This is a genomic window from Citrobacter sp. Cb041 (genome assembly GCF_030336655.1).
Taxonomy (GTDB): domain Bacteria; phylum Pseudomonadota; class Gammaproteobacteria; order Enterobacterales; family Enterobacteriaceae; genus Citrobacter; species Citrobacter braakii.
Window position 1 is genome coordinate 550,924 of sequence record NZ_JAOWDD010000028.1, and the last position, 26,769, is coordinate 577,692.

General features: G+C 50.0%; 26 protein-coding genes and 5 tRNA genes. 23 read left to right on the top strand and 8 right to left on the bottom strand.

Features of this window, described 5'->3' with window-relative positions; genetic code table 11:
* Positions 1–12: 12 nt before the first annotated feature.
* Together glmL and glmS are read right to left on the bottom strand one after the other, a co-directional pair.
* Positions 13–1,401, bottom strand: a complete 1,389-nt coding sequence (gene glmL / locus OGV52_RS05100; RefSeq protein WP_181220656.1) for a methylaspartate mutase accessory protein GlmL — start codon at positions 1,399–1,401, stop codon at positions 13–15.
* Positions 1,401–1,850 carry a methylaspartate mutase subunit S gene (gene glmS, locus OGV52_RS05105; protein ID WP_016152308.1) on the bottom strand — a complete coding sequence of 150 codons (450 nt, stop codon included), beginning with the start codon at positions 1,848–1,850 and terminating at the stop codon, positions 1,401–1,403. The genes glmL and glmS overlap by 1 nt, the downstream gene beginning before the upstream one ends.
* A 1,217-nt stretch (positions 1,851–3,067) precedes the next feature.
* Here glmS and cydA point away from each other — a divergent pair.
* From cydA to pnuC, 18 genes are all read left to right on the top strand, one after another.
* A complete protein-coding gene (gene cydA / locus OGV52_RS05110; protein ID WP_016152309.1) occupies positions 3,068–4,636 on the top strand; it encodes a cytochrome ubiquinol oxidase subunit I in 1,569 nt (522 codons plus the stop codon).
* 15 nt (positions 4,637–4,651) lie between these two features.
* Positions 4,652–5,791, top strand: a complete 1,140-nt coding sequence (gene cydB / locus OGV52_RS05115; protein ID WP_016152310.1) for a cytochrome d ubiquinol oxidase subunit II — start codon at positions 4,652–4,654, stop codon at positions 5,789–5,791.
* A 14-nt stretch (positions 5,792–5,805) separates the two neighbouring features.
* Positions 5,806–5,919, top strand: coding sequence for a cytochrome bd-I oxidase subunit CydX (cydX, locus tag OGV52_RS05120; protein ID WP_003022970.1), 114 nt, complete (start codon positions 5,806–5,808; stop codon positions 5,917–5,919).
* Positions 5,919–6,212 carry a cyd operon protein YbgE gene (gene ybgE / locus OGV52_RS05125; protein ID WP_016152311.1) on the top strand — a complete coding sequence of 98 codons (294 nt, stop codon included), beginning with the start codon at positions 5,919–5,921 and terminating at the stop codon, positions 6,210–6,212. The genes cydX and ybgE overlap by 1 nt, the downstream gene beginning before the upstream one ends.
* 330 nt (positions 6,213–6,542) lie before the next feature.
* The gene (gene ybgC, locus OGV52_RS05130; protein ID WP_003831439.1) at positions 6,543–6,947 is read left to right on the top strand and encodes a tol-pal system-associated acyl-CoA thioesterase; all 405 of its coding nucleotides are present in this window, start codon (positions 6,543–6,545) and stop codon (positions 6,945–6,947) included.
* Positions 6,944–7,636, top strand: a complete 693-nt coding sequence (gene tolQ, locus OGV52_RS05135) for a Tol-Pal system protein TolQ (protein ID WP_016152312.1) — start codon at positions 6,944–6,946, stop codon at positions 7,634–7,636. Before ybgC ends, tolQ begins: the two co-directional genes overlap by 4 nt.
* 3 nt (positions 7,637–7,639) lie before the next feature.
* On the top strand, positions 7,640–8,068 hold the full coding sequence (tolR, locus tag OGV52_RS05140; RefSeq protein WP_003022978.1) for a colicin uptake protein TolR: 429 nt from the start codon (positions 7,640–7,642) through the stop codon (positions 8,066–8,068).
* 64 nt (positions 8,069–8,132) lie between these two features.
* Positions 8,133–9,389 (top strand): cell envelope integrity protein TolA, encoded by a 1,257-nt coding sequence (gene tolA / locus OGV52_RS05145; RefSeq protein WP_016152313.1) that lies wholly within the window; start codon positions 8,133–8,135, stop codon positions 9,387–9,389.
* A 127-nt stretch (positions 9,390–9,516) separates the two neighbouring features.
* On the top strand, positions 9,517–10,809 hold the full coding sequence (tolB, locus tag OGV52_RS05150; RefSeq protein ID WP_287108249.1) for a Tol-Pal system beta propeller repeat protein TolB: 1,293 nt from the start codon (positions 9,517–9,519) through the stop codon (positions 10,807–10,809).
* 34 nt (positions 10,810–10,843) lie between these two features.
* Positions 10,844–11,362: a peptidoglycan-associated lipoprotein Pal gene (gene pal / locus OGV52_RS05155; protein ID WP_003022983.1), complete on the top strand. Its 519-nt coding sequence runs from the start codon at positions 10,844–10,846 to the stop codon at positions 11,360–11,362.
* Between the two features lie 9 nt (positions 11,363–11,371).
* On the top strand, positions 11,372–12,160 hold the full coding sequence (gene cpoB / locus OGV52_RS05160; protein ID WP_016156016.1) for a cell division protein CpoB: 789 nt from the start codon (positions 11,372–11,374) through the stop codon (positions 12,158–12,160).
* Positions 12,161–12,325: 165 nt separating this feature from the next.
* Positions 12,326–12,401, top strand: a tRNA-Lys gene (locus OGV52_RS05165).
* A gap of 26 nt (positions 12,402–12,427) precedes the next feature.
* Positions 12,428–12,503 (top strand) — tRNA-Val (locus OGV52_RS05170).
* 3 nt (positions 12,504–12,506) lie between these two features.
* Positions 12,507–12,582, top strand: a tRNA-Lys gene (locus OGV52_RS05175).
* A gap of 152 nt (positions 12,583–12,734) precedes the next feature.
* Positions 12,735–12,810: transfer RNA gene (locus OGV52_RS05180), tRNA-Lys, on the top strand.
* A gap of 32 nt (positions 12,811–12,842) precedes the next feature.
* Positions 12,843–12,918 (top strand) — tRNA-Lys (locus OGV52_RS05185).
* Positions 12,919–13,187: 269 nt separating this feature from the next.
* Entirely contained in the window at positions 13,188–14,231 is a 1,044-nt protein-coding gene (gene nadA / locus OGV52_RS05190; RefSeq protein WP_016152315.1) for a quinolinate synthase NadA, read from the top strand.
* Positions 14,232–14,258: 27 nt separating this feature from the next.
* On the top strand, positions 14,259–14,978 hold the full coding sequence (gene pnuC / locus OGV52_RS05195) for a nicotinamide riboside transporter PnuC (RefSeq protein ID WP_047497780.1): 720 nt from the start codon (positions 14,259–14,261) through the stop codon (positions 14,976–14,978).
* Here the strand turns inward: pnuC and zitB are convergent.
* Together zitB and OGV52_RS05205 are read right to left on the bottom strand one after the other, a co-directional pair.
* Positions 14,975–15,916, bottom strand: a complete 942-nt coding sequence (zitB, locus tag OGV52_RS05200) for a CDF family zinc transporter ZitB (protein WP_103766042.1) — start codon at positions 15,914–15,916, stop codon at positions 14,975–14,977. The genes pnuC and zitB overlap by 4 nt on opposite strands.
* 113 nt (positions 15,917–16,029) lie before the next feature.
* On the bottom strand, positions 16,030–16,404 hold the full coding sequence (locus tag OGV52_RS05205) for a YbgS-like family protein (RefSeq protein ID WP_016152318.1): 375 nt from the start codon (positions 16,402–16,404) through the stop codon (positions 16,030–16,032).
* A 317-nt stretch (positions 16,405–16,721) separates the two neighbouring features.
* On the opposite strand from OGV52_RS05205, the gene aroG reads away from it, so the two are divergent.
* Positions 16,722–17,774, top strand: a complete 1,053-nt coding sequence (aroG, locus tag OGV52_RS05210; RefSeq protein ID WP_016152319.1) for a 3-deoxy-7-phosphoheptulonate synthase AroG — start codon at positions 16,722–16,724, stop codon at positions 17,772–17,774.
* Positions 17,775–17,929: 155 nt separating this feature from the next.
* Here aroG and gpmA read toward each other — a convergent pair whose 3' ends face one another.
* Positions 17,930–18,682: a 2,3-diphosphoglycerate-dependent phosphoglycerate mutase gene (gene gpmA / locus OGV52_RS05215; RefSeq protein ID WP_003022999.1), complete on the bottom strand. Its 753-nt coding sequence runs from the start codon at positions 18,680–18,682 to the stop codon at positions 17,930–17,932.
* Between the two features lie 407 nt (positions 18,683–19,089).
* On the opposite strand from gpmA, the gene chbC reads away from it, so the two are divergent.
* From chbC to chbG, 4 genes are all read left to right on the top strand, one after another.
* Complete coding sequence (gene chbC, locus OGV52_RS05220) at positions 19,090–20,448, top strand: PTS N,N'-diacetylchitobiose transporter subunit IIC (RefSeq protein WP_141874990.1); 1,359 nt, start codon at positions 19,090–19,092, stop codon at positions 20,446–20,448.
* A 12-nt stretch (positions 20,449–20,460) separates the two neighbouring features.
* Complete coding sequence (gene chbR / locus OGV52_RS05225) at positions 20,461–21,279, top strand: transcriptional regulator ChbR (RefSeq protein WP_047497788.1); 819 nt, start codon at positions 20,461–20,463, stop codon at positions 21,277–21,279.
* Positions 21,280–21,352: 73 nt separating this feature from the next.
* The gene (locus OGV52_RS05230) at positions 21,353–22,744 is read left to right on the top strand and encodes a 6-phospho-beta-glucosidase (protein ID WP_286455108.1); all 1,392 of its coding nucleotides are present in this window, start codon (positions 21,353–21,355) and stop codon (positions 22,742–22,744) included.
* Positions 22,722–23,480 (top strand): chitin disaccharide deacetylase, encoded by a 759-nt coding sequence (chbG, locus tag OGV52_RS05235; protein WP_141874991.1) that lies wholly within the window; start codon positions 22,722–22,724, stop codon positions 23,478–23,480. Before OGV52_RS05230 ends, chbG begins: the two co-directional genes overlap by 23 nt.
* A gap of 50 nt (positions 23,481–23,530) precedes the next feature.
* Here chbG and galM read toward each other — a convergent pair whose 3' ends face one another.
* Genes galM through galT form a run of 3 tightly spaced genes read right to left on the bottom strand, consistent with a single transcriptional unit; the run spans position 23,531 to position 26,763 of the window.
* On the bottom strand, positions 23,531–24,571 hold the full coding sequence (galM, locus tag OGV52_RS05240) for a galactose-1-epimerase (RefSeq protein ID WP_019076309.1): 1,041 nt from the start codon (positions 24,569–24,571) through the stop codon (positions 23,531–23,533).
* Positions 24,565–25,713 (bottom strand): galactokinase, encoded by a 1,149-nt coding sequence (galK, locus tag OGV52_RS05245; protein ID WP_047359465.1) that lies wholly within the window; start codon positions 25,711–25,713, stop codon positions 24,565–24,567. The genes galM and galK overlap by 7 nt, the downstream gene beginning before the upstream one ends.
* 3 nt (positions 25,714–25,716) lie before the next feature.
* Positions 25,717–26,763, bottom strand: coding sequence for a galactose-1-phosphate uridylyltransferase (galT, locus tag OGV52_RS05250; protein WP_287108172.1), 1,047 nt, complete (start codon positions 26,761–26,763; stop codon positions 25,717–25,719).
* Positions 26,764–26,769: the final 6 nt, after the last annotated feature.

Below are 26,769 nucleotides of genomic sequence, written 5' to 3' on the forward strand. Positions count from 1 at the left end.
CTGCCTTAAGTTTTATAGGGTTAAACACTGAATGCTGGTGCGAGCAGCGGCTTGCGGGTACAGCCTGGCGACGTTTGCCAGTAGCGGGAGCAGGCCATTTGAATCGCGGTAATACTCAAACTGATTCGGTAACAAAATTCTTTTACCCTGGTCGTCCAGCTCCCGGTATTTGAGCCAGCTATGGATATCGAACTGGCTGGCGCGAGAGAGCCATCCCCCTGAACCGACGACTTTGCGTACGGTGGTGAGATCGCGACCCATCTGTAAATCCACGTTACCCACGCAGGTGCAAACCTGCTTTTTAGTGCCCGCGTGGCGCTCAGCGGCATAGCCCACGCACAAACCTGCCAGCAGGGTGTCGAAATACTTCTCCTCCTCGCTGAGCGGCAGGTAATCCGGTTGCCCAACCAGATGACGTAGGTAGCGGTAAAACGCTTCCTCGCGCTGCGGTTGTTGGGCGAAGATGACTTTCACCATATCCTGCGTACTTTCTCCCACCACGACGGCGGAAACGCGCATTCCCAGGTCGCCTTCAACGGTACGTTTGACGAACGGTTCAGGAACACCATGCAGGACGGTATCGGGGGAGAGGGTATTCGCGCTGGCCGAATAGACATCCGTGGTGGCTCCGCCCATATCAATCAGCATGAATTCCTTCCATGCGCTGTCGTAATCGCTAATGGCTTTGACTAACTCATATACCGTCCATGGCGTCGGCATTGGCTCTTCGCCGGTTTCGCCGACGATGACGTCCAGACCTTTACCTTTGACAATGCGTGACAAGAACACATCGCAAATCGCCTGGCGCGCGGCAAACGGATTTGGGTGATCGAGATCAGGCAGAATGTTGTCTACCGTGGTCAGATCTTTATGTCCCAGAATCGTTTGTATTTCGTCCTGAATGTCCCGATTTCCGGCGTAGATAATGGCGCAATCAAGCGTTGAGCCTGCCAGCGCGTGCGCATTCGCCAGGCCGTAGCTTTCTTCGCCACCGTCTGTACCGCCGGTAAACAACAGAATGTCTGGCGGTGATGATTCCAGCTCCTGGATGTCATGCCGGTTCAGTTTGTACGAATAATATTGCGCGATTTTCGCTCCTGCCGAATGGGCGGTAACTTTTGCTGATTCCAGCGTAATGGAAGGCACCAGCCCCATTGCTGCAACGGCGAGTCCACCTTTGGCCGAGGAGGAGTATTTCAACTGCACTTCACCACTTTTCAGTAACGGGCGAGCATCGGCAACGTTCAGCACCTGATTCAGGCTGGCAAAAAAACCGTCTGCCAGATGATGTGTGGTGGTTGGGGTCAGGACATGGTTTACCAGGGTTAATTCCTCGCCTTCATAGGCGAAGAGGGCAGCCTTGGTCCATGTCGAGCCGATATCGACAGAAACTGTTTGCATCAGATAGCCTCTTCCAGGCAACGCTGCTCGAGGCCATTGTGTTGGCGAATATCATTGGTGATAAGCGCGCAGACATCTTCCAGGTCGTGGCTTGGTGCGAAGACGCGGTTAAAACCCATCTCCTTAAACTTCACTTCCACATCGCCGAAGTCATGTTTACCAACTACCAGGTTGCCACCGACGTACAGCAGAATGTCGCCGAGGCCGCGTTCGATGCAGCGCTCACGTAACCCGAGACAGTCAATGTCGCCATGACCGTAGATAGAGGACACCACGATGGCATCGGCGCCTGTTTCAATCGCGGCATCAATATATTCATCCTGGCTCACCATCACCCCGAGGTTGATTACGTGAAAATCATGAGCAGTAAAAACGCGATCCAGAACTTTATTACCTACTGCATGGCAGTCAGCACCGATGACGCCAATAACAAGTGTAGATTTCTTCATGGGTAATCCTCTGTAGGGCTGATGGTCAATAAGTGAAAATTATTTTCTAATATTTAGAACATGGCTTGTGACAACCTCTTAATAGGGTCGGAGTTTCTGTGTAAGCGGAAAAGGAAGCAATTGATCTATTTTCAAAATATCCTGCGCAAAATGATTGTTATATTTTTTATTTGTAAAAACCCTTGTTTATCAGGTGTTTGAATGTTGTTTTTGCGGCTTTTTTTAATTTACCATGAAAATGACGAATAAATGACTTGCCATGTTTGTGATCGAAATCTTATTTTGTTGTGCGCCTCATTTATGCGTCATTTTTTATAATTTAAAAAATTACCTTTACTAAATAACTTGTGAACGGGATAACGGTTTTTTATTTTTTAATCTTATATGACATAATTATATTTTGTTAAATTTAAGATAAAAATGATAATGAATTGTTTGTGGCATATTTAAACGTTGCCACATAAGAGAAAAAGAGAAGTGAGTGATAACTTTCAGTGATGCTTTAAGCGAAACGCCTGCGCTGTGCTGAGGACGTCAAACCCAATGCGTCTGTCAATGAGGGACGCTTTCGCTTCCATTTGAGATAGTTACATCTTGGTGTTAATTATAAGTAAAATTTAAATGAATAATTTGTATGAAATAACAATTCCATGACTTGCTAAACAAAAAACTGTGAGCTACCCGGCAATAGTGACTCTTTATCTGCTGGCAATTTTGTCAGTCGGGCGGGTTAAAAGATCGTGTAGATTTAAATAAATATCCTATCATTTGTAGTAACGGCAATTACTCATTGAAAAACATACCGTTAACATGGCGTTCACTAGTCGCCTGACTGTTAAACACTATTAACATTAAATTTGAAAATTGATTTAAATCAATGTTTAAATCTTGGTAAACAACCTCAAAAGAGGTTAAATTGCTGCAGATCAAATTGGTCTGAAAGTGATAAATTAGCTATAAATTGATCACTATCGAAAAATGCAAATTTACCTCGATAAAAACCTGTTTATTGTAAGGATTTTACGGCGTAATATAATTGCGGGATCAATTTGAGTGTTTTATTAACATGTTTGTAACCTTTCATCATTGTCCTTTCTTCAAATGAGAAGAAAGAGCAGCGGCGGAGGGAAGCAGATAAATTTGTATTGGGGCATGCGTGTGACCCTTTCTAACGGGGTTCACTCTCGGAGTCTTCATGCGATGAGCAAGGAGTCATGATGTTAGATATAGTCGAACTGTCGCGCTTACAGTTTGCCTTGACCGCGATGTACCACTTCCTGTTTGTGCCACTGACGCTAGGTATGGCGTTCTTGCTGGCCATCATGGAAACGGTCTACGTCCTTTCCGGCAAACAGATTTATAAAGATATGACCAAGTTCTGGGGCAAGTTGTTTGGTATCAACTTCGCTCTGGGTGTGGCAACCGGTCTGACCATGGAGTTCCAGTTCGGGACTAACTGGTCTTACTACTCCCACTATGTAGGGGATATTTTCGGTGCGCCGCTGGCGATCGAAGGTTTGATGGCCTTCTTCCTCGAATCCACCTTTGTAGGTCTGTTCTTCTTCGGCTGGGACCGTTTGGGTAAAGTCCAGCATATGTGCGTCACCTGGCTGGTGGCCCTGGGTTCTAACCTGTCCGCACTGTGGATTCTGGTTGCGAACGGCTGGATGCAAAACCCAATCGCCGCGGATTTCAACTTTGAAACCATGCGCATGGAGATGCTGAGCTTCTCTGAACTGGTGCTCAACCCGGTAGCACAGGTGAAATTTGTTCACACTGTGGCATCTGGTTATGTTTGTGGCGCGATGTTCGTTCTGGGGATCAGCTCCTACTATATGCTGCGCGGTCGTGACTTCGCGTTTGCTAAACGTTCTTTTGCAATCGCCGCCAGCTTTGGTATGGCTGCTATTCTGTCTGTTATCGTTCTGGGTGATGAATCCGGTTACGAAATGGGCGACGTGCAGAAAACCAAACTTGCTGCTATTGAAGCAGAATGGGAAACGCAGCCTGCACCGGCTTCCTTTACCCTGTTCGGTATTCCGGACCAGGATGCGCAGGAAAACCATTTTGCGATTCAAATTCCTTATGCGCTGGGCATCATTGCCACCCGCTCTGTTGATACACCGGTCATTGGTCTGAAAGACCTGATGGTGCAGCACGAAGAGCGCATCCGTAACGGGATGAAAGCGTATCAACTGCTGGAAGAACTGCGTGCGGGTACTACCGATCAGGCCGTTCGCGACCAGTTCAACAGCATGAAGAAAGACCTGGGTTATGGTCTGCTGCTGAAACGCTATACGGATAACGTCACCGACGCGACCGAAGCGCAAATTCAGCAGGCAACGAAAGATTCTATTCCTCGCGTTGCGCCGCTGTACTTCGCTTTCCGTATTATGGTGGCGTGCGGCATTCTGATGCTGGCAATCATCGCAGTGTCCTTCTGGACCGTGATTCGTAACCGTATCGGTGAGAAAAAATGGCTGCTGCGCACCGCGCTGTATGCGATTCCTCTGCCGTGGATTGCCATTGAATCCGGTTGGTTTGTTGCAGAGTACGGCCGCCAACCGTGGGCGATTGGTGAAGTGTTACCAACAGCCGTAGCGAACTCTTCGCTGACCGCTGGCGACCTCATCTTCTCGATGCTGTTGATTTGCGGCCTGTATACCCTGTTCCTGGTGGCTGAACTGTATCTGATGTTCAAGTTCGCACGCCTTGGGCCGAGTAGCCTGAAAACCGGTCGTTATCACTACGAGCAGTCCACTGTGACTTCTCAGCCGGCACGCTAAGACAGGAGTCGTCAAATGATCGATTATGAAGTATTGCGTTTTATCTGGTGGCTGCTGGTTGGCATTCTGCTGATTGGTTTCGCGGTCACTGATGGCTTCGACATGGGGGTGGGCATGCTCACCCGTTTCCTCGGTCGTAATGATACCGAGCGTCGAATTATGATTAACTCCATCGCCCCGCACTGGGACGGTAACCAGGTTTGGCTCATCACCGCGGGTGGCGCACTGTTCGCTGCCTGGCCGATGGTGTATGCCGCTGCGTTCTCCGGTTTCTATGTGGCGATGATCCTGGTACTGGCGTCTTTGTTCTTCCGTCCGGTCGGTTTTGATTACCGCTCCAAGATTGAAGACATGCGCTGGCGCAACATGTGGGACTGGGGCATCTTCATTGGTAGCTTCGTTCCACCGCTGGTTATTGGCGTGGCGTTCGGCAACCTGCTGCAAGGGGTTCCGTTCCACGTAGACGACTACATGCGTTTGTACTACACCGGTAACTTCTTCCAGTTGCTGAATCCGTTTGGTCTGCTGGCGGGTGTCGTGAGTGTTGGGATGATCATCACCCAGGGCGCGACCTATCTGCAGATGCGTACGGTAGGTGAACTGCATCTGCGTGCGCGTGCAACGTCGCAGGTTGCGGCACTGGTCACTATGGTCTGCTTCGCGCTGGCTGGTGTGTGGGTGATTTACGGTATTGACGGTTATGTTGTGACCTCAGCACTGGATCATCATGCCGCCTCTAACCCGCTGACCAAAGAAGTGGCTCGCGTGGCTGGCGCATGGATGGTGAACTTTAACAATGCACCTATCCTGTGGCTGGTTCCTGCACTGGGCGTGGTTCTGCCGCTGTTGACCATCCTGACTTCTCGTATGGAGAAAGGGGCATGGGCGTTCGTCTTCTCTTCACTGACGTTAGCCTGCATCATCCTGACGGCTGGTATCGCAATGTTCCCGTTTGTGATGCCATCCAGCACCATGATGAACGCAAGTCTGACCATGTGGGATGCAACGTCCAGCCAGCTGACGCTGAATCTGATGACGTATGTAGCTTGTGTGTTCGTTCCGATCATTCTGCTGTACACCGGCTGGTGTTACTGGAAGATGTTCGGTCGCATCACCAAAGAAGATATTGAAAGCAACACCCACTCTCTGTACTAAGTAAGGAGCTTAAAATGTGGTATTTCGCATGGATTTTGGGAACGCTTCTTGCCTGTGCATTTGGGATAATCACAGCGCTGGCGCTTGAGCACGTTGAATCAGGCAAAGCCGGACAAGAAGATAGCTGATGACCAACATTATCGCGATGCAGTATAACGCGATGGATAAGCGCCCCTTGCGGGCGCTTTCCTTTGTGCTGGCAATCGTGTTGGCTGGCTGCATATTCTGGGATCCGTCACGTTTCGCGGCCAAAACCAGTGAGCTGGAAATCTGGCATGGTCTCCTGCTGATGTGGGCGGTCTGCGCAGGCATCATTCACGGCGTTGGTTTTCGTCCTCGCGCCGTACACTGGCAGGGCATTTTCTGCCCGCTAATCGCGGATATCGTCCTGGTTGTTGGTCTGATTTTCTTCTTCTTTTGAATAAGAAACATCCTTAAATATTTATGGGCTTGCATAAGCCCATAAATTTTTACTCTCCGTTTACTTTCCCCCATTCCAAAGCACCATTCCCGCGCGTATAGTAGCGAAGTTTGAAAGCATTAACCTAAGGTTGTGCCCTGGAGTTGTGTGCGGTGGCGACACTGGACCATCAGGACGCAACTTAATTGCATTACCGGGATGTAAAGTGAATACAGCGCGATATACAACGACATTCTTGAAGCATCGCGGCGGCAAGAACGCGAGTCACCAGGCGCCTACAAAGTTAAGCGACCGGTGTGAGTGGGCGAAGCCAACAAAGAGGCAGTAAGAATGAACAAGTATATGTTTCGATGGCCGGTTCGTGTCTACTATGAAGACACCGATGCCGGTGGGGTGGTATACCACGCCAGCTACGTCGCTTTTTACGAAAGAGCACGCACAGAAATGCTGCGTCATCATCACTTCAGTCAGCAGGTCCTGTTGGCCGAACGTGTAGCCTTTGTGGTGCGCAAGATGACGCTGGAGTATTTTGCGCCTGCCCGGCTCGACGATATGCTCGAAGTCCAAACCGAAATTACGTCAATGCGTGGCACCTCATTGGTTTTCACGCAACGCATTGTCAACGCAGAGAACACCGTGCTGAATGAAGCCGAAGTTCTGATTGTTTGCGTTGATCCACTCAAAATGAAGCCTCGTGCGCTTCCCAAGTCTATTGTCGCGGAGTTTAAGCAGTGACTGACATGAATATCCTTGATTTGTTCCTGAAGGCAAGCCTTCTGGTTAAACTTATCATGTTGATTTTGATTGGTTTCTCAATCGCATCCTGGGCCATTATTATCCAGCGGACCCGTATTCTTAATGCGGCTTCACGTGAAGCTGAAGCATTTGAAGACAAGTTCTGGTCCGGCATTGAATTGTCGCGCCTGTATCAGGAAAGCCAGGGGCGTCGTGATAATCTGGTGGGTTCGGAACAAATTTTCTACAGCGGATTCAAAGAGTTTGCGCGTCTGCATCGGGCGAATAGTCATGCGCCGGAAGCGGTCGTTGAGGGGGCATCCCGTGCGATGCGTATCTCGATGAACCGTGAACTGGAAACGCTGGAAACGCATATTCCATTCCTTGGCACCGTCGGCTCCATCAGCCCGTATATCGGTCTGTTCGGTACCGTTTGGGGGATCATGCACGCATTTATCGCGTTAGGCGCGGTAAAACAGGCAACGCTGCAAATGGTCGCACCGGGTATCGCGGAAGCGTTGATTGCAACGGCTATCGGTCTGTTTGCGGCAATCCCGGCGGTTATGGCTTACAACCGACTGAATCAGCGCGTGAACAAGCTGGAACTGAATTACGACAACTTTATGGAAGAGTTCACCGCGATTCTGCACCGCCAGGCGTTTACCGTTAGCGAGAGCAACAAGGGGTAAGCCATGGCCAGAACGCGTGGACGAGGTCGTCGCGAACTCAAGTCCGAAATCAATATTGTACCGCTGCTCGACGTACTACTGGTGCTGTTGCTGATCTTTATGGCAACCGCGCCGATTATTACGCAGAGTGTGGAAGTTGACCTGCCGGATGCGACCGAATCGCAAGCTGTCAGCAGTAACGACGAACCGCCGGTCATTATTGAAGTTTCCGGGATAGGGCAATACAGCGTGGTCGTTGAGAAAGATCGTATGGATCAACTGCCGCCGGAGCAGGTTATCGCGGAAGCGAAAAGTCGCCTGCAGACCAATCCGAAAACGGTCTTTTTAATCGGTGGTGCGAAAGACGTGCCTTATGATGAAATAATTAAAGCGCTGAACTTGTTACACAGTGCAGGCGTAAAATCGGTTGGCTTGATGACGCAGCCAATCTGATGACTGCGTTTTGCTGGCTTGAAAGATAGCGCGTAACAGGCGAACAGTTTTTTGGGAACCGAGAGTGTCAAAGGCAACCGAACAAAACGACAAGCTCAAAAGGGCGATAATTATTTCAGCGGTGCTGCATGTCATTTTATTTGCAGCGCTGATCTGGAGTTCGTTCGATGAGCACATTGATGCTTCAGCCGGCGGCGGTGGCGGTTCGTCCATCGACGCCGTTATGGTCGATCCTGGCGCCGTTGTGCAACAGTACGACAGGCAGCAGCAACAGCAGGCAAGTGCTAAACGTGCAGAAGAGCAGCGTGAAAAACAGGCGCAGCAGCAAGCTGAAGAGCTTCGCGAGAAGCAGGCGGCCGAGCAAGAGCGACTGAAGCAACTTGAAAAAGAACGTTTAGCCGCGCAGGAAAAAGTGCGCGAACAGGCGGAACAGCAGAAACAGGCCGAAGCCGCCGCCGCGAAAGCGCAAGAGCAACAGAAACAGGCTGAAGAAGCTGCGGCGAAGGCTGCTGCAGACGCGAAGGCCAAAGCAGATGCTCAGGCGAAACAAGCGGCAGATGCCGCGAAGAAAGCCGCTGCGGACGCACAGAAAAAAGCAGAGGCTGAAGCCGCTAAAGCCGCCGCTGATGCGAAGAAAATTGCCGAAGCACAAGCTGCTAAGGCTGCCGCAGACGCTGCGAAGAAAGCTCAGGCTGAAGCCGCTAAGCAAGCAGCAGCCGAGAAAGCTGCTGCAGAGAAAGCAGAAAAAGCCGCTGCCGCGAAAGCTGCCGCTGCTGAAAAGGCTGCGGCTGATAAGAAAGCCGCAGCGGAAAAAGCAGCAGCAGATAAAAAAGCTGCAGCCGAGAAAGCCGCTGCCGATAAGAAAGCTGCGGCAGATAAAGCGGCGGCTGCGAAAAAGGCTGCGGCCGAAAAAGCAGCTGCAGCCTCTGGCGTTGACGACTTGTTGGGCGACTTAAGCTCCGGTAAGAATGCACCGAAATCGGGTGGTGGAGCGAAAGGAAACGGTCAACCGGCGAAAGATAGTGGTACAAGTGGTGCAAATGGCGGTGCATCTGGCGCTGATATCAGTGCTTACGCATCTCAAATTCGTAATGCGATCCAGAGCCGTCTGTATGGTGCCGATTTGTATGCGGGTAAATCTTGCGTATTACATATCAAGTTAGCACCCGATGGTCTGTTACTGGATGTGACCGAAGAGGGCGGAGATCCGGCATTGTGTCAGGCTGCGCTGACGGCTGCGAAAACAGCCAGAATTCCTAAACCGCCTAGCCAGGCTGTTTATGAAAAAGTAAAAGATGCCAAGCTGGACTTTAAACTGTAATAACGTCCCTGAGAATTCAGGGGAAACGGTCTAAGGTTGAGACAGCGTTCTGGTAGTTTTGTGTATTTGAGTTTGTTAACATTCTGCTAAATTATCGTGGGCTTTCCGTCCAGATAAGGGAGATATGATGAAGCAGGCATTACGAGTAGCATTTGGTTTTCTGATGCTGTGGGCAGCGGTGCTGCACGCAGAAGTACGTATCGAGATCACCCAGGGGGTGGACTCGGCACGCCCGATTGGTGTTGTCCCCTTCCAGTGGGCAGGGCCGGGTGCTGCACCTGAAGATATCAGTGGTATCGTAGGCGCTGACCTGCGTAACAGCGGTAAATTTAATCCGTTAGACCGTTCTCGCCTGCCGCAGCAGCCGGGTACCGCACAGGAAGTTCAACCTGCCGCATGGTCTGCGCTGGGTATTGATGCCGTGGTAGTAGGTCAGGTTACGCCTAATCCGGATGGTTCCTACAGCGTTGCTTATCAACTGGTAGATACCGGTGGCGCACCGGGTACCGTACTGGCACAGAACACCTATAAAGTGAACAAGCAGTGGTTGCGTTACGCGGGCCATACTGCAAGTGACGAAGTGTTTGAAAAACTGACCGGTATTAAAGGTGCATTCCGTACCCGTATCGCTTATGTTGTTCAGACGAACGGCGGCCAGTTCCCGTACGAATTACGTGTATCCGACTATGATGGCTACAACCAGTTCGTGGTACACCGTTCTCCGCAGCCGCTGATGTCTCCGGCATGGTCTCCGGACGGTTCAAAACTGGCGTACGTCACTTTCGAAAGCGGTCGTTCTGCGCTGGTTATTCAGACGTTGTCTAATGGCGCGGTTCGTCAGGTAGCGTCGTTCCCACGTCACAACGGTGCACCTGCGTTTTCTCCGGATGGCAGCAAACTGGCGTTTGCCCTGTCTAAAACCGGTAGCCTGAACCTGTATGTCATGGACATTGGTTCCGGTCAGATCCGTCAGGTGACGGATGGTCGCAGCAATAACACGGAACCTACCTGGTTCCCGGACAGCCAAAACCTGGCCTTTACCTCTGACCAGGCCGGTCGTCCGCAGGTATATAAAGTTAACGTCAACGGCGGTGCTCCGCAGCGTATTACCTGGGAAGGTTCGCAAAACCAGGATGCGGATGTGAGCAGCGACGGTAAGTTTATGGTAATGGTAAGCTCAGCCAATGGTCAGCAGCACATTGCCAAACAAGATCTGGTAGCGGGTGGCGTACAAGTCCTGTCGTCAACGTTCCTGGATGAAACGCCAAGTCTGGCACCTAACGGCACTATGGTAATCTACAGCTCTTCTCAGGGGATGGGATCCGTGCTGAATTTGGTTTCTACAGATGGGCGTTTCAAAGCGCGTCTTCCGGCAACTGATGGTCAGGTTAAATTCCCTGCCTGGTCGCCGTATCTGTGATAATAAATAATTGATTAATAAAGGAATCATTGAAATGCAACTGAACAAAGTGCTGAAAGGGCTGATGATTGCTCTGCCTGTTATGGCTATTGCAGCGTGTTCTTCTAACAAGAACGCCAGCAATGACGGCAGCGAAGGCATGCTGGGTGCCGGCACTGGTATGGATGCAAACGGCAGCGGCAACATGTCTTCTGAAGAGCAAGCGCGTCTTCAGATGCAACAGCTGCAGCAGAACAACATCGTTTACTTCGATCTCGACAAGTACGATATCCGTTCTGACTTCGCTGCAATGCTGGATGCTCACGCTAACTTCCTGCGTAGCAACCCGTCTTACAAAGTCACCGTAGAAGGTCATGCGGACGAACGTGGTACTCCTGAGTACAACATCTCCCTGGGTGAGCGTCGTGCGAACGCCGTTAAGATGTACCTGCAGGGTAAAGGCGTTTCTGCTGACCAGATCTCCATCGTTTCTTACGGTAAAGAAAAACCTGCAGTACTGGGTCATGACGAAGCGGCTTACGCCAAAAACCGTCGCGCCGTACTGGTTTACTAAGAGAATTGCATGAGCAGTAACTTCAGACATCACCTGTTGAGTCTGTCGTTACTGGTTGGCATAGCGGCCCCCTGGGCCGCTTTTGCACAGGCGCCAATCAGTAGTGTCGGCTCAGGCTCGGTCGAAGACCGTGTCACTCAACTCGAGCGTATTTCTAACGCTCACAGTCAGCTTTTAACCCAACTCCAGCAACAACTCTCCGATAATCAGTCCGATATCGATTCACTGCGTGGTCAAATTCAGGAAAATCAATATCAGCTGAATCAGGTTGTTGAGCGACAGAAGCAGATATTGCTGCAGATGAATAATCTTGGCAGCGGTAGTGCGCCTGCGGCACAGTCTACAGGTGGCGATCAGAGTGGGGCGGCAACCCCTGCACCTGATGCGGGAGCTGCAGCAACGTCAGGGGCTCCCGTGCAAACTGGCGATGCGAATACCGATTACAATGCAGCGATTGCTCTGGTGCAGGATAAATCCCGCCAGGATGACGCAATTGAAGCATTTCAGAACTTCATCAAAAAGTACCCGGACTCGACTTACCTGCCCAATGCGAATTACTGGCTGGGTCAGTTGAATTACAACAAGGGTAAAAAAGATGATGCTGCGTTCTATTTTGCTTCGGTAGTTAAAAACTTCCCAAAATCACCTAAGGCTGCAGACGCGATGTATAAAGTCGGCGTCATCATGCAGGACAAAGGTGACACAGCAAAAGCTAAAGCGGTTTATCAGCAGGTTATCACTAAATATCCTGGCACTGATGGCGCGAAACAAGCGCAAAAACGCCTTGGCGCGATGTAATGACCACCATGCGACCAGAAATCGTGTTATTTCTGGTCGTGTCGTGTGATTCCTAAGCAGTTGAGTTATTTACATCGAAATTTTTGTTGCGCTAAAATCTGAAATCAGTAATATATGCCGCCGTTGCCAAGGGATATCAAACAGCCCGAAAGCGGCGAAAAAAGTGGGGCGTTAGCTCAGTTGGTAGAGCAGTTGACTTTTAATCAATTGGTCGCAGGTTCGAATCCTGCACGCCCCACCACTTAATGCAGTATCCAGCGTAGTATCGGGTGATTAGCTCAGCTGGGAGAGCACCTCCCTTACAAGGAGGGGGTCGGCGGTTCGATCCCGTCATCACCCACCACTCGGGGCGTTAGCTCAGTTGGTAGAGCAGTTGACTTTTAATCAATTGGTCGCAGGTTCGAATCCTGCACGCCCCACCAACTTTAACATTGTACTTAGGTGTTAAACGTGAAGGATAACGTTGCTTTAGCAACGGCCCGTTAGGGCGAGACGAAGTCGAGTCATCCTGCACGCCGCCATATCAATTGTTATGTTGGTGTCGAGTAGAGAATTTTTCAGGTGACATCCGAGCGGGTCGTTAGCTCAGTTGGTAGAGCAGTTGACTTTTAATCAATTGGTCGCAGGTTCGAATCCTGCACGACCCACCATCCTGAATAATTGAAGCAGTAAACCCCATACGGGGGCGTTAGCTCAGTTGGTAGAGCAGTTGACTTTTAATCAATTGGTCGCAGGTTCGAATCCTGCACGCCCCACCAGTGTAAAAAGGCGCCCTAAAGGCGCCTTTTTGCTATCTGCGATTTATAAGATTGCCTGATGTCCTTTGCTTTTCAGCCTACAGACGACACTACTCCTGTAGGCCGGATAAGACGTCAGACGCCATCCGGCATTCATCACACGCAATTATTGTGACTTTTCTGCGCCAATCCGCTATCTTGTTTAGCATACAAAACAAATCAAACCGAATATGGCGTGCGTCACGCTTTTAATCGGTTATTTCGTTAAGCCAGTGAAACGAGAAAGCAAGATGAGCGTGATGTTTGATCCAGAAGCAGCAATTTATCCGTTTCCGCCGAAGCCAGTACCGCTAAGTGTGGATGAAAAGCAATTTTATCGTGAAAAAATCAAGCGCCTGCTGAAAGAGCGTGATGCCGTTATGGTCGCGCATTATTACACCGATCCTGAAATTCAGCAGTTAGCGGAAGAGACCGGGGGCTGTATTTCTGATTCTCTGGAGATGGCGCGGTTCGGTGCAAAGCATTCTGCCTCTACGCTGCTGGTTGCGGGCGTGAGGTTTATGGGAGAAACTGCCAAAATTCTCAGCCCGGAAAAGACCATCCTGATGCCGACCTTACAGGCGGAATGTTCATTAGATCTGGGCTGTCCGATTGACGCGTTCAGCGCATTTTGCGACGCGCATCCGGATCGTACCGTGGTGGTTTACGCCAATACCTCTGCTGCCGTTAAAGCACGTGCGGACTGGGTCGTGACTTCCAGTATCGCGGTTGAACTTATTGAACATCTTGATAGTTTAGGTGAAAAAATCATCTGGGCTCCGGACAGACATCTGGGCAACTACGTGCAAAAACAGACCGGCGCAGACGTGCTCTGTTGGCAGGGGGCCTGTATCGTCCACGACGAGTTTAAAACCCAGGCTTTAACACGCATGAAAGGGCTTTACCCTGATGCCGCGGTGCTGGTGCACCCGGAGTCCCCTCAGTCTATCGTTGATATGGCAGATGCGGTTGGCTCAACCAGCCAGCTCATCAACGCGGCTAAATCGTTACCGCATAAGCAGTTGATTGTGGCGACTGACCGGGGCATTTTTTACAAAATGCAGCAGGCCGTTCCGGATAAAGAGCTGCTTGAAGCTCCGACGGCTGGCGAGGGGGCAACCTGTCGCAGCTGTGCGCATTGTCCGTGGATGGCGATGAATGGCCTGAAGGCGATTGCTGAGGGCCTGGAACATGGCGGCGCGGCTCATGAGATACATGTTGAGGACTCGCTGAGAGAAGGGGCGCTGTTGCCGTTAAACCGTATGTTGGAATTTGCGGCTACACTTCGAGCGTAATTATTTATTTTTGCTCTGGGGGAAAAGATGGACTTTTTTAGCACGCAGAACATTCTGGTACATATTCCGATTGGCGCGGGTGGTTACGATTTGTCGTGGATCGAAGCCGTGGGAACGATCGCCGGGTTGCTGTGTATTGGCCTGGCGAGCCTTGAGAAAATCAGCAATTACTTCTTCGGTCTGATAAACGTCACGCTGTTTGCAATTATCTTCTTTCAGATCCAGCTCTATGCCAGCTTGTTGCTGCAAGTTTTCTTCTTTGCCGCAAACATCTACGGCTGGTATGCCTGGTCCCGGCAAACCAACCAGCATGAAGCGGAACTGAAAATTCGCTGGCTACCGCTTCCAAAAGCGATCGGCTGGCTGGCGGCTTGCGTGGTGGCGATCGGCCTGATGTCGATCTATATCGATCCGGTCTTTGCGTTCCTGACAGGCATTGCGGTGAATATTATGCAGGCATTGGGATTACATGTTGTTGTGCCTGAACTACAACCCGATGCATTCCCGTTCTGGGACTCCTGCATGATGGTGCTGTCGATTGCAGCGATGATCCTGATGACGCGCAAATACGTTGAAAACTGGCTGCTCTGGGTGATCATTAACGTCATTAGCGTGGTGATCTTTGCCCTGCAAGGCGTATATGCCATGTCGCTGGAATATATGATCCTGACGGTTATCGCCCTGAACGGTAGCAGGATGTGGATTAACAGCGCGCGTGAGCGGGGTTCCCACGCGCTTTCTCATTAATGGTGATGATGTGAATGGCCGGACACGCCCTGATACAGGTGACAGTCCGGCCCATTGCACGGCTGATACTCCATCTGGATTGTGGCGTGTTCAATCTGGTAGTGATGGATAAGGAAATGCTGAATACGCTCCAGCAACGCATCGTGATCGTGTGGCGGGATCACCTGAACATGCAGCGTCATTACCGGTTTTTCGCCCACCATCCAGACATGGACATGGTGAACGTTGCGGACTTCAGGGATATCCCGGCTGAGATGGCGCTGCAGTGCGGCGATATCCAGCGTCAGCGGGGCACCTTCCAGTAATTCATTAACGCTATCTTTTAGCAATCGCCAGGCGCTACGCAGCACCAGCACGGAAACCAGAATCGAGAGAATTGGGTCCGCGGGTGTCCAGCCCGTCCAGATAATAATCAGCGCAGCGATGATTGCCCCGACCGAGCCGAGTAAATCGCCCATCACATGCAGCGCCGCGGCGCGGACGTTCAGATTTTTCTCTTCACTGCCGCGATGTAAAACCCAAAAAGCGAGCACGTTGGCCAGTAGACCCGCGATAGCAATAACCATCATCATGCCGCCAGCCACGGGTCGAGGCGTCTGGAAGCGCTCAATCGCCTCCCAGACGATTAAAATGGTGATAACGACCAATGCGATGGCATTAACAAATGCGGCCAGCGTCGTGAGCCTCAGCCAGCCGAAGGTGTGTCGTATTGTGGGCGGGCGACGGGAAAACCGGACGGCCAGCAGCGCGAAAAGCAGCGCCGCAGCATCCGTGAGCATATGCCCGGCGTCGGCCAGCAAGGCCAGTGAACCAGAAAGTATTCCACCCACCACTTCAACCAACATAAATCCGGCTGTAATGCAGAATGCGAACATCAGTCGGCGGGCATTATTGTCCTTGGGTTGCTCAGAGGAAGTATGAGTATGTGCGTGCGCCATTATGCCATCCCTTTGTTATTCTCATCTTTACTGTATGCCATCATACCGTTTTTGGGATGATAAAATTAAAAAGGAGAGCTATTGCTCTCCCGTTATTAGCTTTAATTTCAGCGTTACTGCGTGGTGCCATCAGTTTTTGTGTCAACATCATTGTTGATGCCGTTTCCGGTCTCAACCTTCTTATTCACATCAGGGCAGCGACCGTCCTTACACATCGTGTTTTTGTGCATCTCATCTTTGGTCATCCCTTCATGGTTCATTGATGAACCGTCCGGGTGCAGCATTGTGCCACCTGAATTCACGTTACTGTTGTCGACATTATTTGGCGCCACGTTTTCGCGGGCGTCTGGGGCGACTTGTCCTGCATCAGCCGAGGAATTTGCCTGACCGTTATTGGACTGCGCGTTGCTTTCAGCAGCCAGTGCCGCGCCGCTGGCGAGGCTGAGTGTAGCGGTAAGGAAGAGTGAAGCCAGCTTTGTCATATGCATATTATGCTCCTGTTAAGGTCGATATGTCGGATAACGTCTTCCAACAGTGCATGTGCCAGTTACATCATTAATATGTGGTTAATCGTTTTGCTATGGAAATTAAAACCAGCATAGAATCTTGAAATCTATGAAAATTAAAGCTGTTACAGTTAGAAATTGTAGTTTGGATCTCGTTTTTCGCTACTTTATTGCGTTTTTTTGGCCAATTCCAGGATTAATCCGTCCAAAGTGTAAAACCCCGTTTACACTTTATGACTGAAGATATAGATTGGAGGGATTGCATTCATTTATATAAGTATGGCAACGCTGGAATAATCATGAATTATCAGAACGACGATTTACGCATTAAAGAGATCAACGAGTTATTACCACCAGTCGCACTGCTGGAAAAATTCCCCGCTACTGAAAATGCCGCCAATACGGTGGCTCATGCCCGTAAGGCGATTCATAAAATTCTGAAAGGGAGCGACGATCGCCTTCTGGTGGTGATTGGGCCATGCTCTATTCATGATCCGGCAGCTGCCAAAGAGTATGCCACTCGTCTGCTGGCGCTGCGCGAAGCGTTAAAAGGTGAGCTTGAAATCGTCATGCGCGTCTATTTTGAAAAACCGCGTACCACCGTTGGCTGGAAAGGGCTTATCAACGACCCGCACATGGACAACAGCTTCCAGATCAATGATGGGCTGCGCATTGCGCGTAAACTGCTGCTGGATATCAACGACAGCGGATTGCCGACAGCGGGTGAATTCCTCGATATGATCACCCCACAATATCTCGCCGATCTGATGAGCTGGGGCGCGATTGGGGCACGTACAACAGAATCTCAGGTGCACCGCGAGCTGGCATCGGGTCTGTCCTGCCCGGTTGGTTTTAAAAACGGAACCGATGGCACCATCAAAGTGGCGATTGATGCAATCAACGCTGCAGGGGCACCGCACTGCTTCCTGTCTGTCACCAAATGGGGTCATTCAGCGATCGTGAATACCAGTGGTAATGGCGATTGCCATATCATTCTGCGCGGTGGCAAAGAGCCGAACTACAGCGCCCAGCACGTTGCGGACGTGAAAGAAGGCCTGGTCAAAGCAGGACTCTCTGCGCAAGTGATGATCGACTTCAGCCATGCCAACTCCAGCAAGCAGTTCAAAAAGCAGATGGATGTTGCGAAAGATGTTTGCGGACAAGTCGCCGGTGGCGAAAAAGCAATTATTGGCGTGATGATCGAAAGCCATTTGGTGGAAGGTAATCAGAATCCGGATAGCGGTGAGCCGCTGACCTACGGTAAGAGTATCACCGACGCATGCATTGGTTGGGAAGATACCGATGCGGTGTTGCGTCAACTGGCGGATGCGGTAAAAGCGCGTCGCGGTTAACCAAGTCCCCTGGGCCTGAGAAGAGTAGTGCTATCAGGCATTCCGGTGCAGACTGCCGGATGGGGCGATGTCTTATCCGGCCTACATTTTCTGGTCGTGTCGAAATAAAAAAAGCGTGGAGAAATCCACGCTTTTTCTTTAACTTACCGCGAAAATTACTTCGCTTTACCCTGGTTCGCAACGGCCGCCGCTTTTGCTGCGATCTCGTCAGCGTTACCCAGATAGTAGTGTTTGATCGGCTTGAAGTTTTCGTCGAACTCATACACCAGCGGTACGCCGGTCGGGATGTTCAGTTCAAGGATCTCATCTTCGCCCATGTTATCCAGGTATTTAACCAGCGCACGCAGAGAGTTACCGTGAGCGGCGATAATTACGCGCTCACCGCTTTTCATGCGCGGCAGAATGGTTTCATTCCAGTAAGGGATAACGCGATCGATAGTCAGCGCCAGGCTTTCGGTAACTGGTAACTCTTTGTCGGTCAGCTTCGCATAACGCGGATCGTGACCCGGATAACGCTCGTCGTCTTTGGTCAGTTCCGGCGGGGTAACCGCAAAGCCGCGACGCCACTGCTTAACCTGCTCATCACCGTATTTTTCCGCGGTTTCTGCTTTGTTCAAACCCTGCAGCGCACCGTAATGGCGTTCGTTCAGTTTCCAGGATTTCTCAACCGGCAGCCAGGCCTGATCCAGTTCGTCCAGTACGTTCCACAGGGTGTGGATGGCACGTTTCAGCACAGAGGTATAAGCAAAATCGAAGCTGTAGCCTTCCTCTTTCAGCAGTTTTCCTGCCGCTTTTGCTTCGCCCACGCCTTTCTCGGACAGATCAACATCATACCAACCGGTAAAACGGTTTTCGTTGTTCCACTGACTTTCACCGTGACGTACCAGAACCAGCTTAGTTACAGCCATACATTCACTCCTATAAATCATATCGAATGATAATAATTCTCATTATATTGCCGTAATCCGTCAGCGGCAATGCTTATCCTTATACAATAGCGAAAATTAGTCATTAATGTAAGAAACATGTAAATGAGAGGTTATGTAGGGAGAGCAAGGTGAGTGACTGAGCACCTGAGAGAAAAGGGGCGAGATTTTCAGTGAATGCAGAGCCTGAAAATTGTTCAAAATGTGAAAATCCTCATACCAAAAAGTCAATCAAACGGAATTCAAGTACCTTACTCATTACTGCCTTTGAATGTCTTCAAGTATGCTATTCATAATTTCTGAGTAAATGTTCGAACGATTAATTTTCCGTCAAAGAATTTCACAATAATTCATTTCCTTATCAGATTTCATATTTGAGGATATTTATCATGTCAGGTGCAATAAGCTCTCTGGAAAGGGTGATCTTACCTGTTGCCGTAAAACTGGGAAAACAGGTACATGTCAATGCCATTAAAAATGGCTTTATCAGGTTAATGCCTTTAACGCTGGTTGGGGCAATGTTTGTTCTTATTAACAATGTGCTACTTAATTTTGGTGAAGGATCATTCTTCTGGTCAATGGGGGTGCGACTGGATGGAGGAACAATTGTTTCTCTGGAACAATTAAAAGTCATTGGTGGCAGCGTTTATAACGGCACGCTGGGGATAATGTCATTAATGACACCATTTTTTATTGGTATGGCACTTGCTGAAGAGCGTAAAGTCGATGCTCTGGCCGCTGGCTTATTATCAATCGCGTCTTTTATGACCGTAACACCATTTACCGTAGAGCAGGCGAGTGCCATTGGCGCAAACTGGCTTGGCGGCGCGAATATTATCTCAGGGATTGTAATAGGTTTGGTCGTTGCTGAGATGTTTGCTTTTATTATCCGCCGTCAATGGGTTATCAAGCTACCCGATAGCGTACCGGAGTCAGTCTCTCGTTCATTTACTGCTTTGCTCCCCGGTTTCATCATTCTTTTAATTATGGGGCTCATGTCATGGGGGCTTTCTCTGGCGGGTACCCATTTCCACCAGGTGATTATTAATTCGATCTCCACTCCACTGGCGTCACTTGGCAGTATTGTGGGATGGGCATATGTCATATTTAATTCATTACTCTGGTTTTTCGGCGTGCACGGAGGCCTGGCGCTAACTGCGCTGAATAGCGGTATCCTCGGCCCGTGGGGAATGGAAAACATGGAGACCTACACCCATTTTGGTTCTGTCGATGCAGCACTGGCCGCGGGTAAAAGCTTCCACTTTTGGACAGGCCCAATGCTGGAATCGTATGTTTACCTTGGGGGAACGGGAGCGACGCTTGGTCTGATTGTTGCCATTTTTATTGCCTCGCGCCGTGCGGATTATCGTCAGGTGGCCAAAATGGCGCTGCCGTCGGGACTCTTTAATATTAACGAGCCTATTTTGTTTGGCTTGCCAATCATTATGAATCCAGTGTTGATGATCCCCTTTGTGCTTATTCAGCCAATCCTGGCGGGAATCACCCTGCTGGTGTATTCATTAGGTATTATCCCTCCATCCACAAACTTTGCACCGTGGACGATGCCGCCTGGACTGGGAGCATTTTTCAATTCAAATGGTAGTGTTGCCGCTTTGATTATGGCATTAGTGAATCTTGCCATGGCAACGATAATTTATCTGCCATTTGTTGTTATTGCTAATAAAGCGCAAAACGTTATTGATGAGGAAGAGAGCGAGGAAGATATCGCTAATGCTTTGAAGTTTTAATGAGGAACTACCATGGAAATTAACACTGTTCATGAAAATCAGTTTTTAAAGGGTAAGGACTTTTACTTCTTTATCCTTGATAAAACGGAGAGTATTAGTGGATTACACCAGCATGATTATTATGAGTTTACCCTTGTGCTGACGGGAAGTTGTTGTCAGGAGATTAATGGTAAACACGTTATAATGGAGCGTGGTGATTTTGTGTTTATTCCTGTGGGGTCATATCATCAAACTTTTTATGATTACGGTGTTACTCGCATTTTAAATATGGGAGTCAGTAAGTGCTATTTTGATGAACATTATTTGAATATGCTGCCCTCATGTTTTGTGGCATCACAACGTTATACGATGTCAAATGCATTTTTGACCTGCATAGAATCTACATTATCAACGTTGGGCGTACATCAGAGCGAGTGCGATGAATTCAATAAATTACTTACTTTTTATATCGTCAATCGGCTACAGCATTATGAAGACAATCCACGGTCAGATTCCGTGCCCGGCTGGTTATCTCAACTGATAAGAGAAATGCACAAAAAATCAATGTTTGCAGATCAGGCATTAAATAACATGGTCAGACTCTCCGGAAAAACCCAATCGTATCTTACGCGTGCAACAAATCGTTATTACCAGAAAACACCTGGGCAAATAATTAATGATATTCGTATTGATTATTGTAAGAAGCAGTTGGAGACAACTAATTTTTCTGTGACGGATATTGCTTTTGAAGCAGGTTTCAGTAGTCCAGGGATTTTTATTAATAATTTTAAAAAATTGACATCATTTACGCCGGGTAATTATCGCAGGCAGTTGGTCAACACCAATCATTAGCACTTTTGGTATCAGGCGCTAGTGAGTTAAGTAAATAACAACAGATTGCAGGAGACTGCTTTCAGGAGTCGAAATGAAAAAATTAAAAGTAGTCACCATTGGGGGAGGCAGTAGCTATACTCCGGAATTGCTCGATGGATTTATTAAGCGCTATCACGAGTTACCTGTCAGCGAGTTATGGCTGGTGGATGTTGAAGAAGGTCAAGCCAAACTCGATATCATTTTCGCGTTATGCCAGCGTATGGTGGCGAAGGCGGGCGTGCCGATGACCATCCATAAAAGTCTTAACCGGCAGGAAGCGTTACATAATGCGGATTTTGTTACTACACAATTTCGAGTTGGGCAGCTAAAAGCACGTGAACAGGATGAGCGTATACCGTTGTCACAGGGGTATCTGGGGCAAGAGACCAATGGTGCCGGTGGGCTATTCAAGGGGCTACGTACAATACCTGTTATTTTAGATATTGTGCAAGATGTACAGAATATTTGTCCTCAGGCCTGGATTATTAACTTTACCAACCCTGCAGGAATGGTAACAGAAGCTGTATATCGCTATACCGATTTTAAACGTTTTATTGGTGTCTGCAATGTCCCGATAGGAATGCGGATGTTGTTAGAAGATCTATTGGCGTTAACCAAACAAGATGACGTTTCTCTTGATCTGTTTGGGTTGAATCATTTGGTTTTCATTCGTGATGTTTGGGTAAATGGGCAATCACGTTTTGCTGAGGTAATGGAACGGGTTGCTTCGGGAACGATTGGCGGCAGTTCAGTCAAAAATATTTATAGTCTACCGTTTAGTGAAGGTTTGTTGCGTTCACTTAATTTACTACCGTGTTCATATCTTCTCTATTATTTCAAACATAAAGAGATGTTGGCGATAGAAATAGGTGAGTATTACAAAGGTAACGTTCGCGCACAGATAGTTCAGAAGTTGGAAAAACAGCTATTTGAAATCTATAAAAATCCTCAGTTGGATACTAAACCTGCGGAACTTGAAGCCCGTGGGGGAGCTTACTATTCAGATGCGGCTTGCGAAGTAATTAATGCTATTTATAACGATAAGCAAACTGAACATTATATTAATGTACCGCATCATGGACATATTGATAATATCCCAGCGGATTGGGCTGTAGAAATGACCTGTTTGCTGGGTAAGCATGGCGCTACACCGCACCCGCGTATTACGCATTTTGATGAGAAAGTACTGGGGTTGATCCACACCATAAAAGCGTTTGAAATCGCTGCTTCACATGCTTCCCTGAGCGGTCAGTTTAACGACATTTTGCTGGCGTTGAATCTCAATCCATTGGTGAATTCAGACCTGGGCGCTGAAGTTTTGGCGCGGGAAATGCTGCTGGCTAATCAACAGTATTTGCCCCAGTTTGCTGATGCTTTTCACTTATTCCTGCAACCAGACAATCAACCAAAGGACCAGCGACATGATGAAATTATTGATTGTTAATGCCGATGATTTTGGACTAAGCCCGGGGGTAAATTACGGCATTATTGAGGCACATCGCCATGGCTTAGTTACCTCAACGACAGCAATGATGAATGCCGGGGGTATCGAACATGCGGCGGAGATCAGCGCTGATTATCCCTTGCTAGGTGTTGGTTTACATTTTGTTCTCAGTTATGGCAGGCCACTGTCCGCGATGCCTTCCCTGGTGAGAGAAGGTCATTTAGGGAAATGGGTGTGGGAGGTAGCAAAACAGGGCTCACTGGCGGATGAGGATATTGTGGCTGAATTACACCAGCAGTTTGATCGCTTTGTCTCGCTTTTTGGGCGTCAGCCAACCCATATTGATAGCCATCATCATGTCCATTTTATTCCTCAGGTTTGGCAGCATGTGTCAGATTTTGCTCGTAAAAAAGGCGTACCAGTACGCCTCGACTGGCAGGCGATTCGGCAGCAAAATATCCCGGTACAAGGGGTACGCGGAGTTGAACGCTTTATCAATGATTTTTATGCTGAAAATGTCTCTGATCGCTTCGTTCTTGAAGCGCTAAGACGGGCAACACTGGGTGATGAACAATCTGTCGAGCTGATGTGTCATCCTGCTTTTATCGACAAAACAGGCATGGCCAGCAGTTATTGTTTTCCGCGACTGGATGAACTGGAGGTACTGACTTCGCCTGCACTGCAACGTGCAGTGGTGGAGTTGGGATTCCGGCTGGGAACCTATCGCGATCTGTGATGAATTACCCGGCGGTTTACATCGCCGGGCATTTTACATTGAGGACGACATCAGGCTGGAATAAACTGATATTCCGTCACGCTGGCATACTCTTCACCCGGACGCAGGAAGCAATCCGCCTGTGGCCACTCAGGGTGGTTCGGGCTGTCCGGCAGAAATTCACTTTCCAGCGCCAGGCCTTGCCAGTCTTCGTAGGCCTCTGGCCCGCGGGAAGGCGTACCACCGAGGAAGTTACCGGAGTAAAACTGCAATGCCGGGGCCGAGGTGTAGACCACCATCTGCAGTTTTTCATCCTGTGACCACAACTGAGCGACCGGCGTACGCGCGTTGCCCTGTGCCTGAAGCAGGAAGGCGTGATCGTAACCTTTCACCTTGCGCTGATCGTCATCGGCCAGAAATTCGCTACTGATGATTTTAGGGGTGCGGAAATCGAACGTGCTACCGGCGACGGATTTCAGTCCATCATGCGGGATACCCATTTCGTCAACCGGTAAGTACTCGTCCGCCAGAATTTGCAGCTTATGCTGACGCACATCCGTTTTATCGCCGTCGAGGTTAAAATAGACGTGATTCGTCAGATTCACCGGGCAGGGTTTATCGACCGTGGCACGATAAGTTATCGAAATACGATTATCATCAGTCAGGCGATACTGCGCGGTGGCGCAAAGATGGCCTGGGAAGCCCTGATCGCCATCGTCAGACGTTAAGGCGAACAGCACCTGACGGTCATTCTGATTGACTATCTGCCAGCGACGTTTGTCGAAACCGTCCGGCCCGCCGTGCAGTTGGTTATTGCCCTGACTCGGCAGTAATTCAACGGTTTCGCCAGCAAAGGTATAGCGGCTGTTGGCGATACGGTTCGCGTAGCGGCCAATCGAAGCCCCCAGAAATGCAGCCTGTTCCGGGTATTGTTCCGGGCTGGCGCAGCCGAGTAATGCTTCGCGCACGCTACCATCGCTAAGCGGAATACGCGCAGAGAGCAGGGTAGCCCCCCAGTCCATGAGCGTGACTACCATCCCTGCGTCATTGCGCAGGGTGAGCAGGCGAAACGGTTGACCGTCCGGAGCCTGCACGGGGATTTCGTTTAACATTGTCCGGCTCCTTGTGAAGGTTTGCAGACGTAGAATGTTTCTTTAATACCGGTTTTTGCCTCGTACTGTGCGGCGACAGCCTGCTGAACGGCAGGAACCAAATCTTGCGGGATCAGCGCCACGATGCAGCCGCCGAAGCCGCCGCCGGTCATCCGCACACCGCCTTTATCACCGATGGTCGCTTTGACAATCTCTACCAGCGTATCAATTTGCGGCACCGTGATTTCAAAGTCATCGCGCATTGAGGCGTGAGATTCCGCCATCAGCTGGCCCATGCGCAGCAGGTCGCCTTTTTCCAGTGCCTGCGCGGCTTCAACGGTACGCGCATTTTCCGTGATGACGTGGCGCACGCGTTTGGCAACAATCGGATCCAGCTCGTGGGCGACAGCGTTAAACGCTTCGAGGCTGACATCACGCAGCGCTGGCTGCTGGAAGAAACGCGCGCCGGTTTCACACTGTTCGCGACGGGTGTTGTATTCGCTACCGACCAGCGTGCGTTTAAAGTTGCTGTTGATGATCACCACCGCTACGCCCTCAGGCATAGAAACGGCTTTGGTGCCCAGCGTACGGCAGTCGATCAGCAGCGCATGATCTTTCTTGCCAAGCGCGGAGATCAGCTGATCCATGATGCCGCAGTTACAACCGACAAACTGGTTTTCAGCTTCCTGGCCATTCAGGGCAATCTGCGCGCCGTCGAGCGGCAGATGATAGAGCTGCTGGAATACCGTACCAACAGCGACTTCCAGTGAGGCAGAAGAGCTTAAGCCTGCACCCTGCGGGACGTTACCGCTGATCACCAGATCCGCGCCGCCAAAGGCGTTATTGCGCTTTTGCAGATGTTTTACCACGCCACGCACGTAGTTTGACCACTGCTGGCTATCGTGGGCGATAATCGGCGCATCGAGAGAGAACTCATCAACCTGATTGTCGTAATCAGCGGCGATGACGCGTACTTTTCGATCGTCGCGCGCCGCGCAACTGATGACGGTTTGATAGTCGATGGCGCAGGGCAAAACGAAGCCGTCGTTATAATCGGTATGTTCGCCGATCAGGTTTACACGACCCGGTGCCTGAATAGTATGGGTGGCAGGGTAGCCAAACGTTTCTGTAAACAGAGATTGTGTTTTTTCTTTCAGACTCATTATTTACACTCCGGATTCGCGAAAATGGATGTCGCTGACCGCACGCAGTCGCTCAGCCGCTTGTTCTGCGGTCAGATCTCGCTGGGTTTCTGCCAGCATTTCATAACCGACCATAAATTTACGCACGGTCGCGGAACGCAGCAGCGGCGGGTAAAAGTGCGCGTGCAACTGCCAGTGTTCGTTTTCTTCACCGTTAAACGGCGCGCCGTGCCAGCCCATGGAGTAGGGGAATGAGCACTGGAACAGGTTGTCGTAACGACTGGTCAGTTTTTTCAACGCCAGCGCCAGGTCAGCACGCTGCTCGTTGGTCAAATCGGTAATACGCAGCACATGCGCTTTCGGCAGCAGCAGCGTTTCGAACGGCCACGCGGCCCAGTAAGGGACAACCGCCAGCCAGTGCTCAGTTTCAACGACCGTACGGCTGCCGTCTGCCAGTTCACGCTGGACGTAATCAACGAGCATCGGCGCACCCTGTTCGGCGAAGTATGCTTTCTGTAGGCGATTTTCACGTTCAGCTTCGTTGGGCAAAAAGCTGTTGGCCCAAATTTGACCGTGCGGGTGCGGGTTCGAGCACCCCATCGCCGCGCCTTTATTCTCAAATACCTGCACCCAGGGATAGGTTTTCCCTAAGTCTTCGGTCTGCTCCTGCCACGTTTTTACGATTTCTGTCAGCGCAGGGACGCTGAGTTCTGGCAGCGTTTTGCTGTGATCGGGCGAGAAGCAAATTACGCGGCTGGTACCGCGCGCGCTCTGGCAACGCATCAACGGATCGTGACTGTCCGGCGCGTCCGGGGTATCGGACATCAGCGCCGCAAAATCATTGGTAAAAACATAGGTCCCGGTGTAATCCGGATTTACATCACCGGTAACGCGCGTATTGCCAGCACACAGGAAACAGTCCGAGTCATGTGCAGGCAGTACCTGCTTAGACGGGGTTTCCTGCGCCCCTTGCCACGGGCGTTTGGCGCGATGCGGTGATACGAGGATCCACTGCCCGGTGAGCGGGTTAAAACGGCGATGTGGATGATCGACAGGATTGAATTGCGTCATGATTGG

Bases quoted from the DNA above. Each gene is read 5' to 3' on its own strand.
- ybgE (WP_016152311.1), top strand. From the start codon at position 5,919: ATGACCAACATTATCGCGATGCAGTATAACGCGATGGATAAGCGCCCC.
- gpmA (WP_003022999.1), bottom strand. From the start codon at position 18,682: ATGGCTGTAACTAAGCTGGTTCTGGTACGTCACGGTGAAAGTCAGTGG.
- tolR (WP_003022978.1), top strand. From the start codon at position 7,640: ATGGCCAGAACGCGTGGACGAGGTCGTCGCGAACTCAAGTCCGAAATC.
- cydA (WP_016152309.1), top strand. From the start codon at position 3,068: ATGTTAGATATAGTCGAACTGTCGCGCTTACAGTTTGCCTTGACCGCG.
- tolB (WP_287108249.1), top strand. From the start codon at position 9,517: ATGAAGCAGGCATTACGAGTAGCATTTGGTTTTCTGATGCTGTGGGCA.
- chbG (WP_141874991.1), top strand. From the start codon at position 22,722: ATGATGAAATTATTGATTGTTAATGCCGATGATTTTGGACTAAGCCCG.
- OGV52_RS05230 (WP_286455108.1), top strand. From the start codon at position 21,353: ATGAAAAAATTAAAAGTAGTCACCATTGGGGGAGGCAGTAGCTATACT.
- cydX (WP_003022970.1), top strand. From the start codon at position 5,806: ATGTGGTATTTCGCATGGATTTTGGGAACGCTTCTTGCCTGTGCATTT.
- zitB (WP_103766042.1), bottom strand. From the start codon at position 15,916: ATGGCGCACGCACATACTCATACTTCCTCTGAGCAACCCAAGGACAAT.
- glmL (WP_181220656.1), bottom strand. From the start codon at position 1,401: ATGCAAACAGTTTCTGTCGATATCGGCTCGACATGGACCAAGGCTGCC.
- galM (WP_019076309.1), bottom strand. From the start codon at position 24,571: ATGTTAAACGAAATCCCCGTGCAGGCTCCGGACGGTCAACCGTTTCGC.
- cydB (WP_016152310.1), top strand. From the start codon at position 4,652: ATGATCGATTATGAAGTATTGCGTTTTATCTGGTGGCTGCTGGTTGGC.
- nadA (WP_016152315.1), top strand. From the start codon at position 13,188: ATGAGCGTGATGTTTGATCCAGAAGCAGCAATTTATCCGTTTCCGCCG.
- aroG (WP_016152319.1), top strand. From the start codon at position 16,722: ATGAATTATCAGAACGACGATTTACGCATTAAAGAGATCAACGAGTTA.
- chbC (WP_141874990.1), top strand. From the start codon at position 19,090: ATGTCAGGTGCAATAAGCTCTCTGGAAAGGGTGATCTTACCTGTTGCC.
- ybgC (WP_003831439.1), top strand. From the start codon at position 6,543: ATGAACAAGTATATGTTTCGATGGCCGGTTCGTGTCTACTATGAAGAC.
- galK (WP_047359465.1), bottom strand. From the start codon at position 25,713: ATGAGTCTGAAAGAAAAAACACAATCTCTGTTTACAGAAACGTTTGGC.
- OGV52_RS05205 (WP_016152318.1), bottom strand. From the start codon at position 16,404: ATGCATATGACAAAGCTGGCTTCACTCTTCCTTACCGCTACACTCAGC.
- pal (WP_003022983.1), top strand. From the start codon at position 10,844: ATGCAACTGAACAAAGTGCTGAAAGGGCTGATGATTGCTCTGCCTGTT.
- glmS (WP_016152308.1), bottom strand. From the start codon at position 1,850: ATGAAGAAATCTACACTTGTTATTGGCGTCATCGGTGCTGACTGCCAT.
- galT (WP_287108172.1), bottom strand. From the start codon at position 26,763: ATGACGCAATTCAATCCTGTCGATCATCCACATCGCCGTTTTAACCCG.
- chbR (WP_047497788.1), top strand. From the start codon at position 20,461: ATGGAAATTAACACTGTTCATGAAAATCAGTTTTTAAAGGGTAAGGAC.
- cpoB (WP_016156016.1), top strand. From the start codon at position 11,372: ATGAGCAGTAACTTCAGACATCACCTGTTGAGTCTGTCGTTACTGGTT.
- pnuC (WP_047497780.1), top strand. From the start codon at position 14,259: ATGGACTTTTTTAGCACGCAGAACATTCTGGTACATATTCCGATTGGC.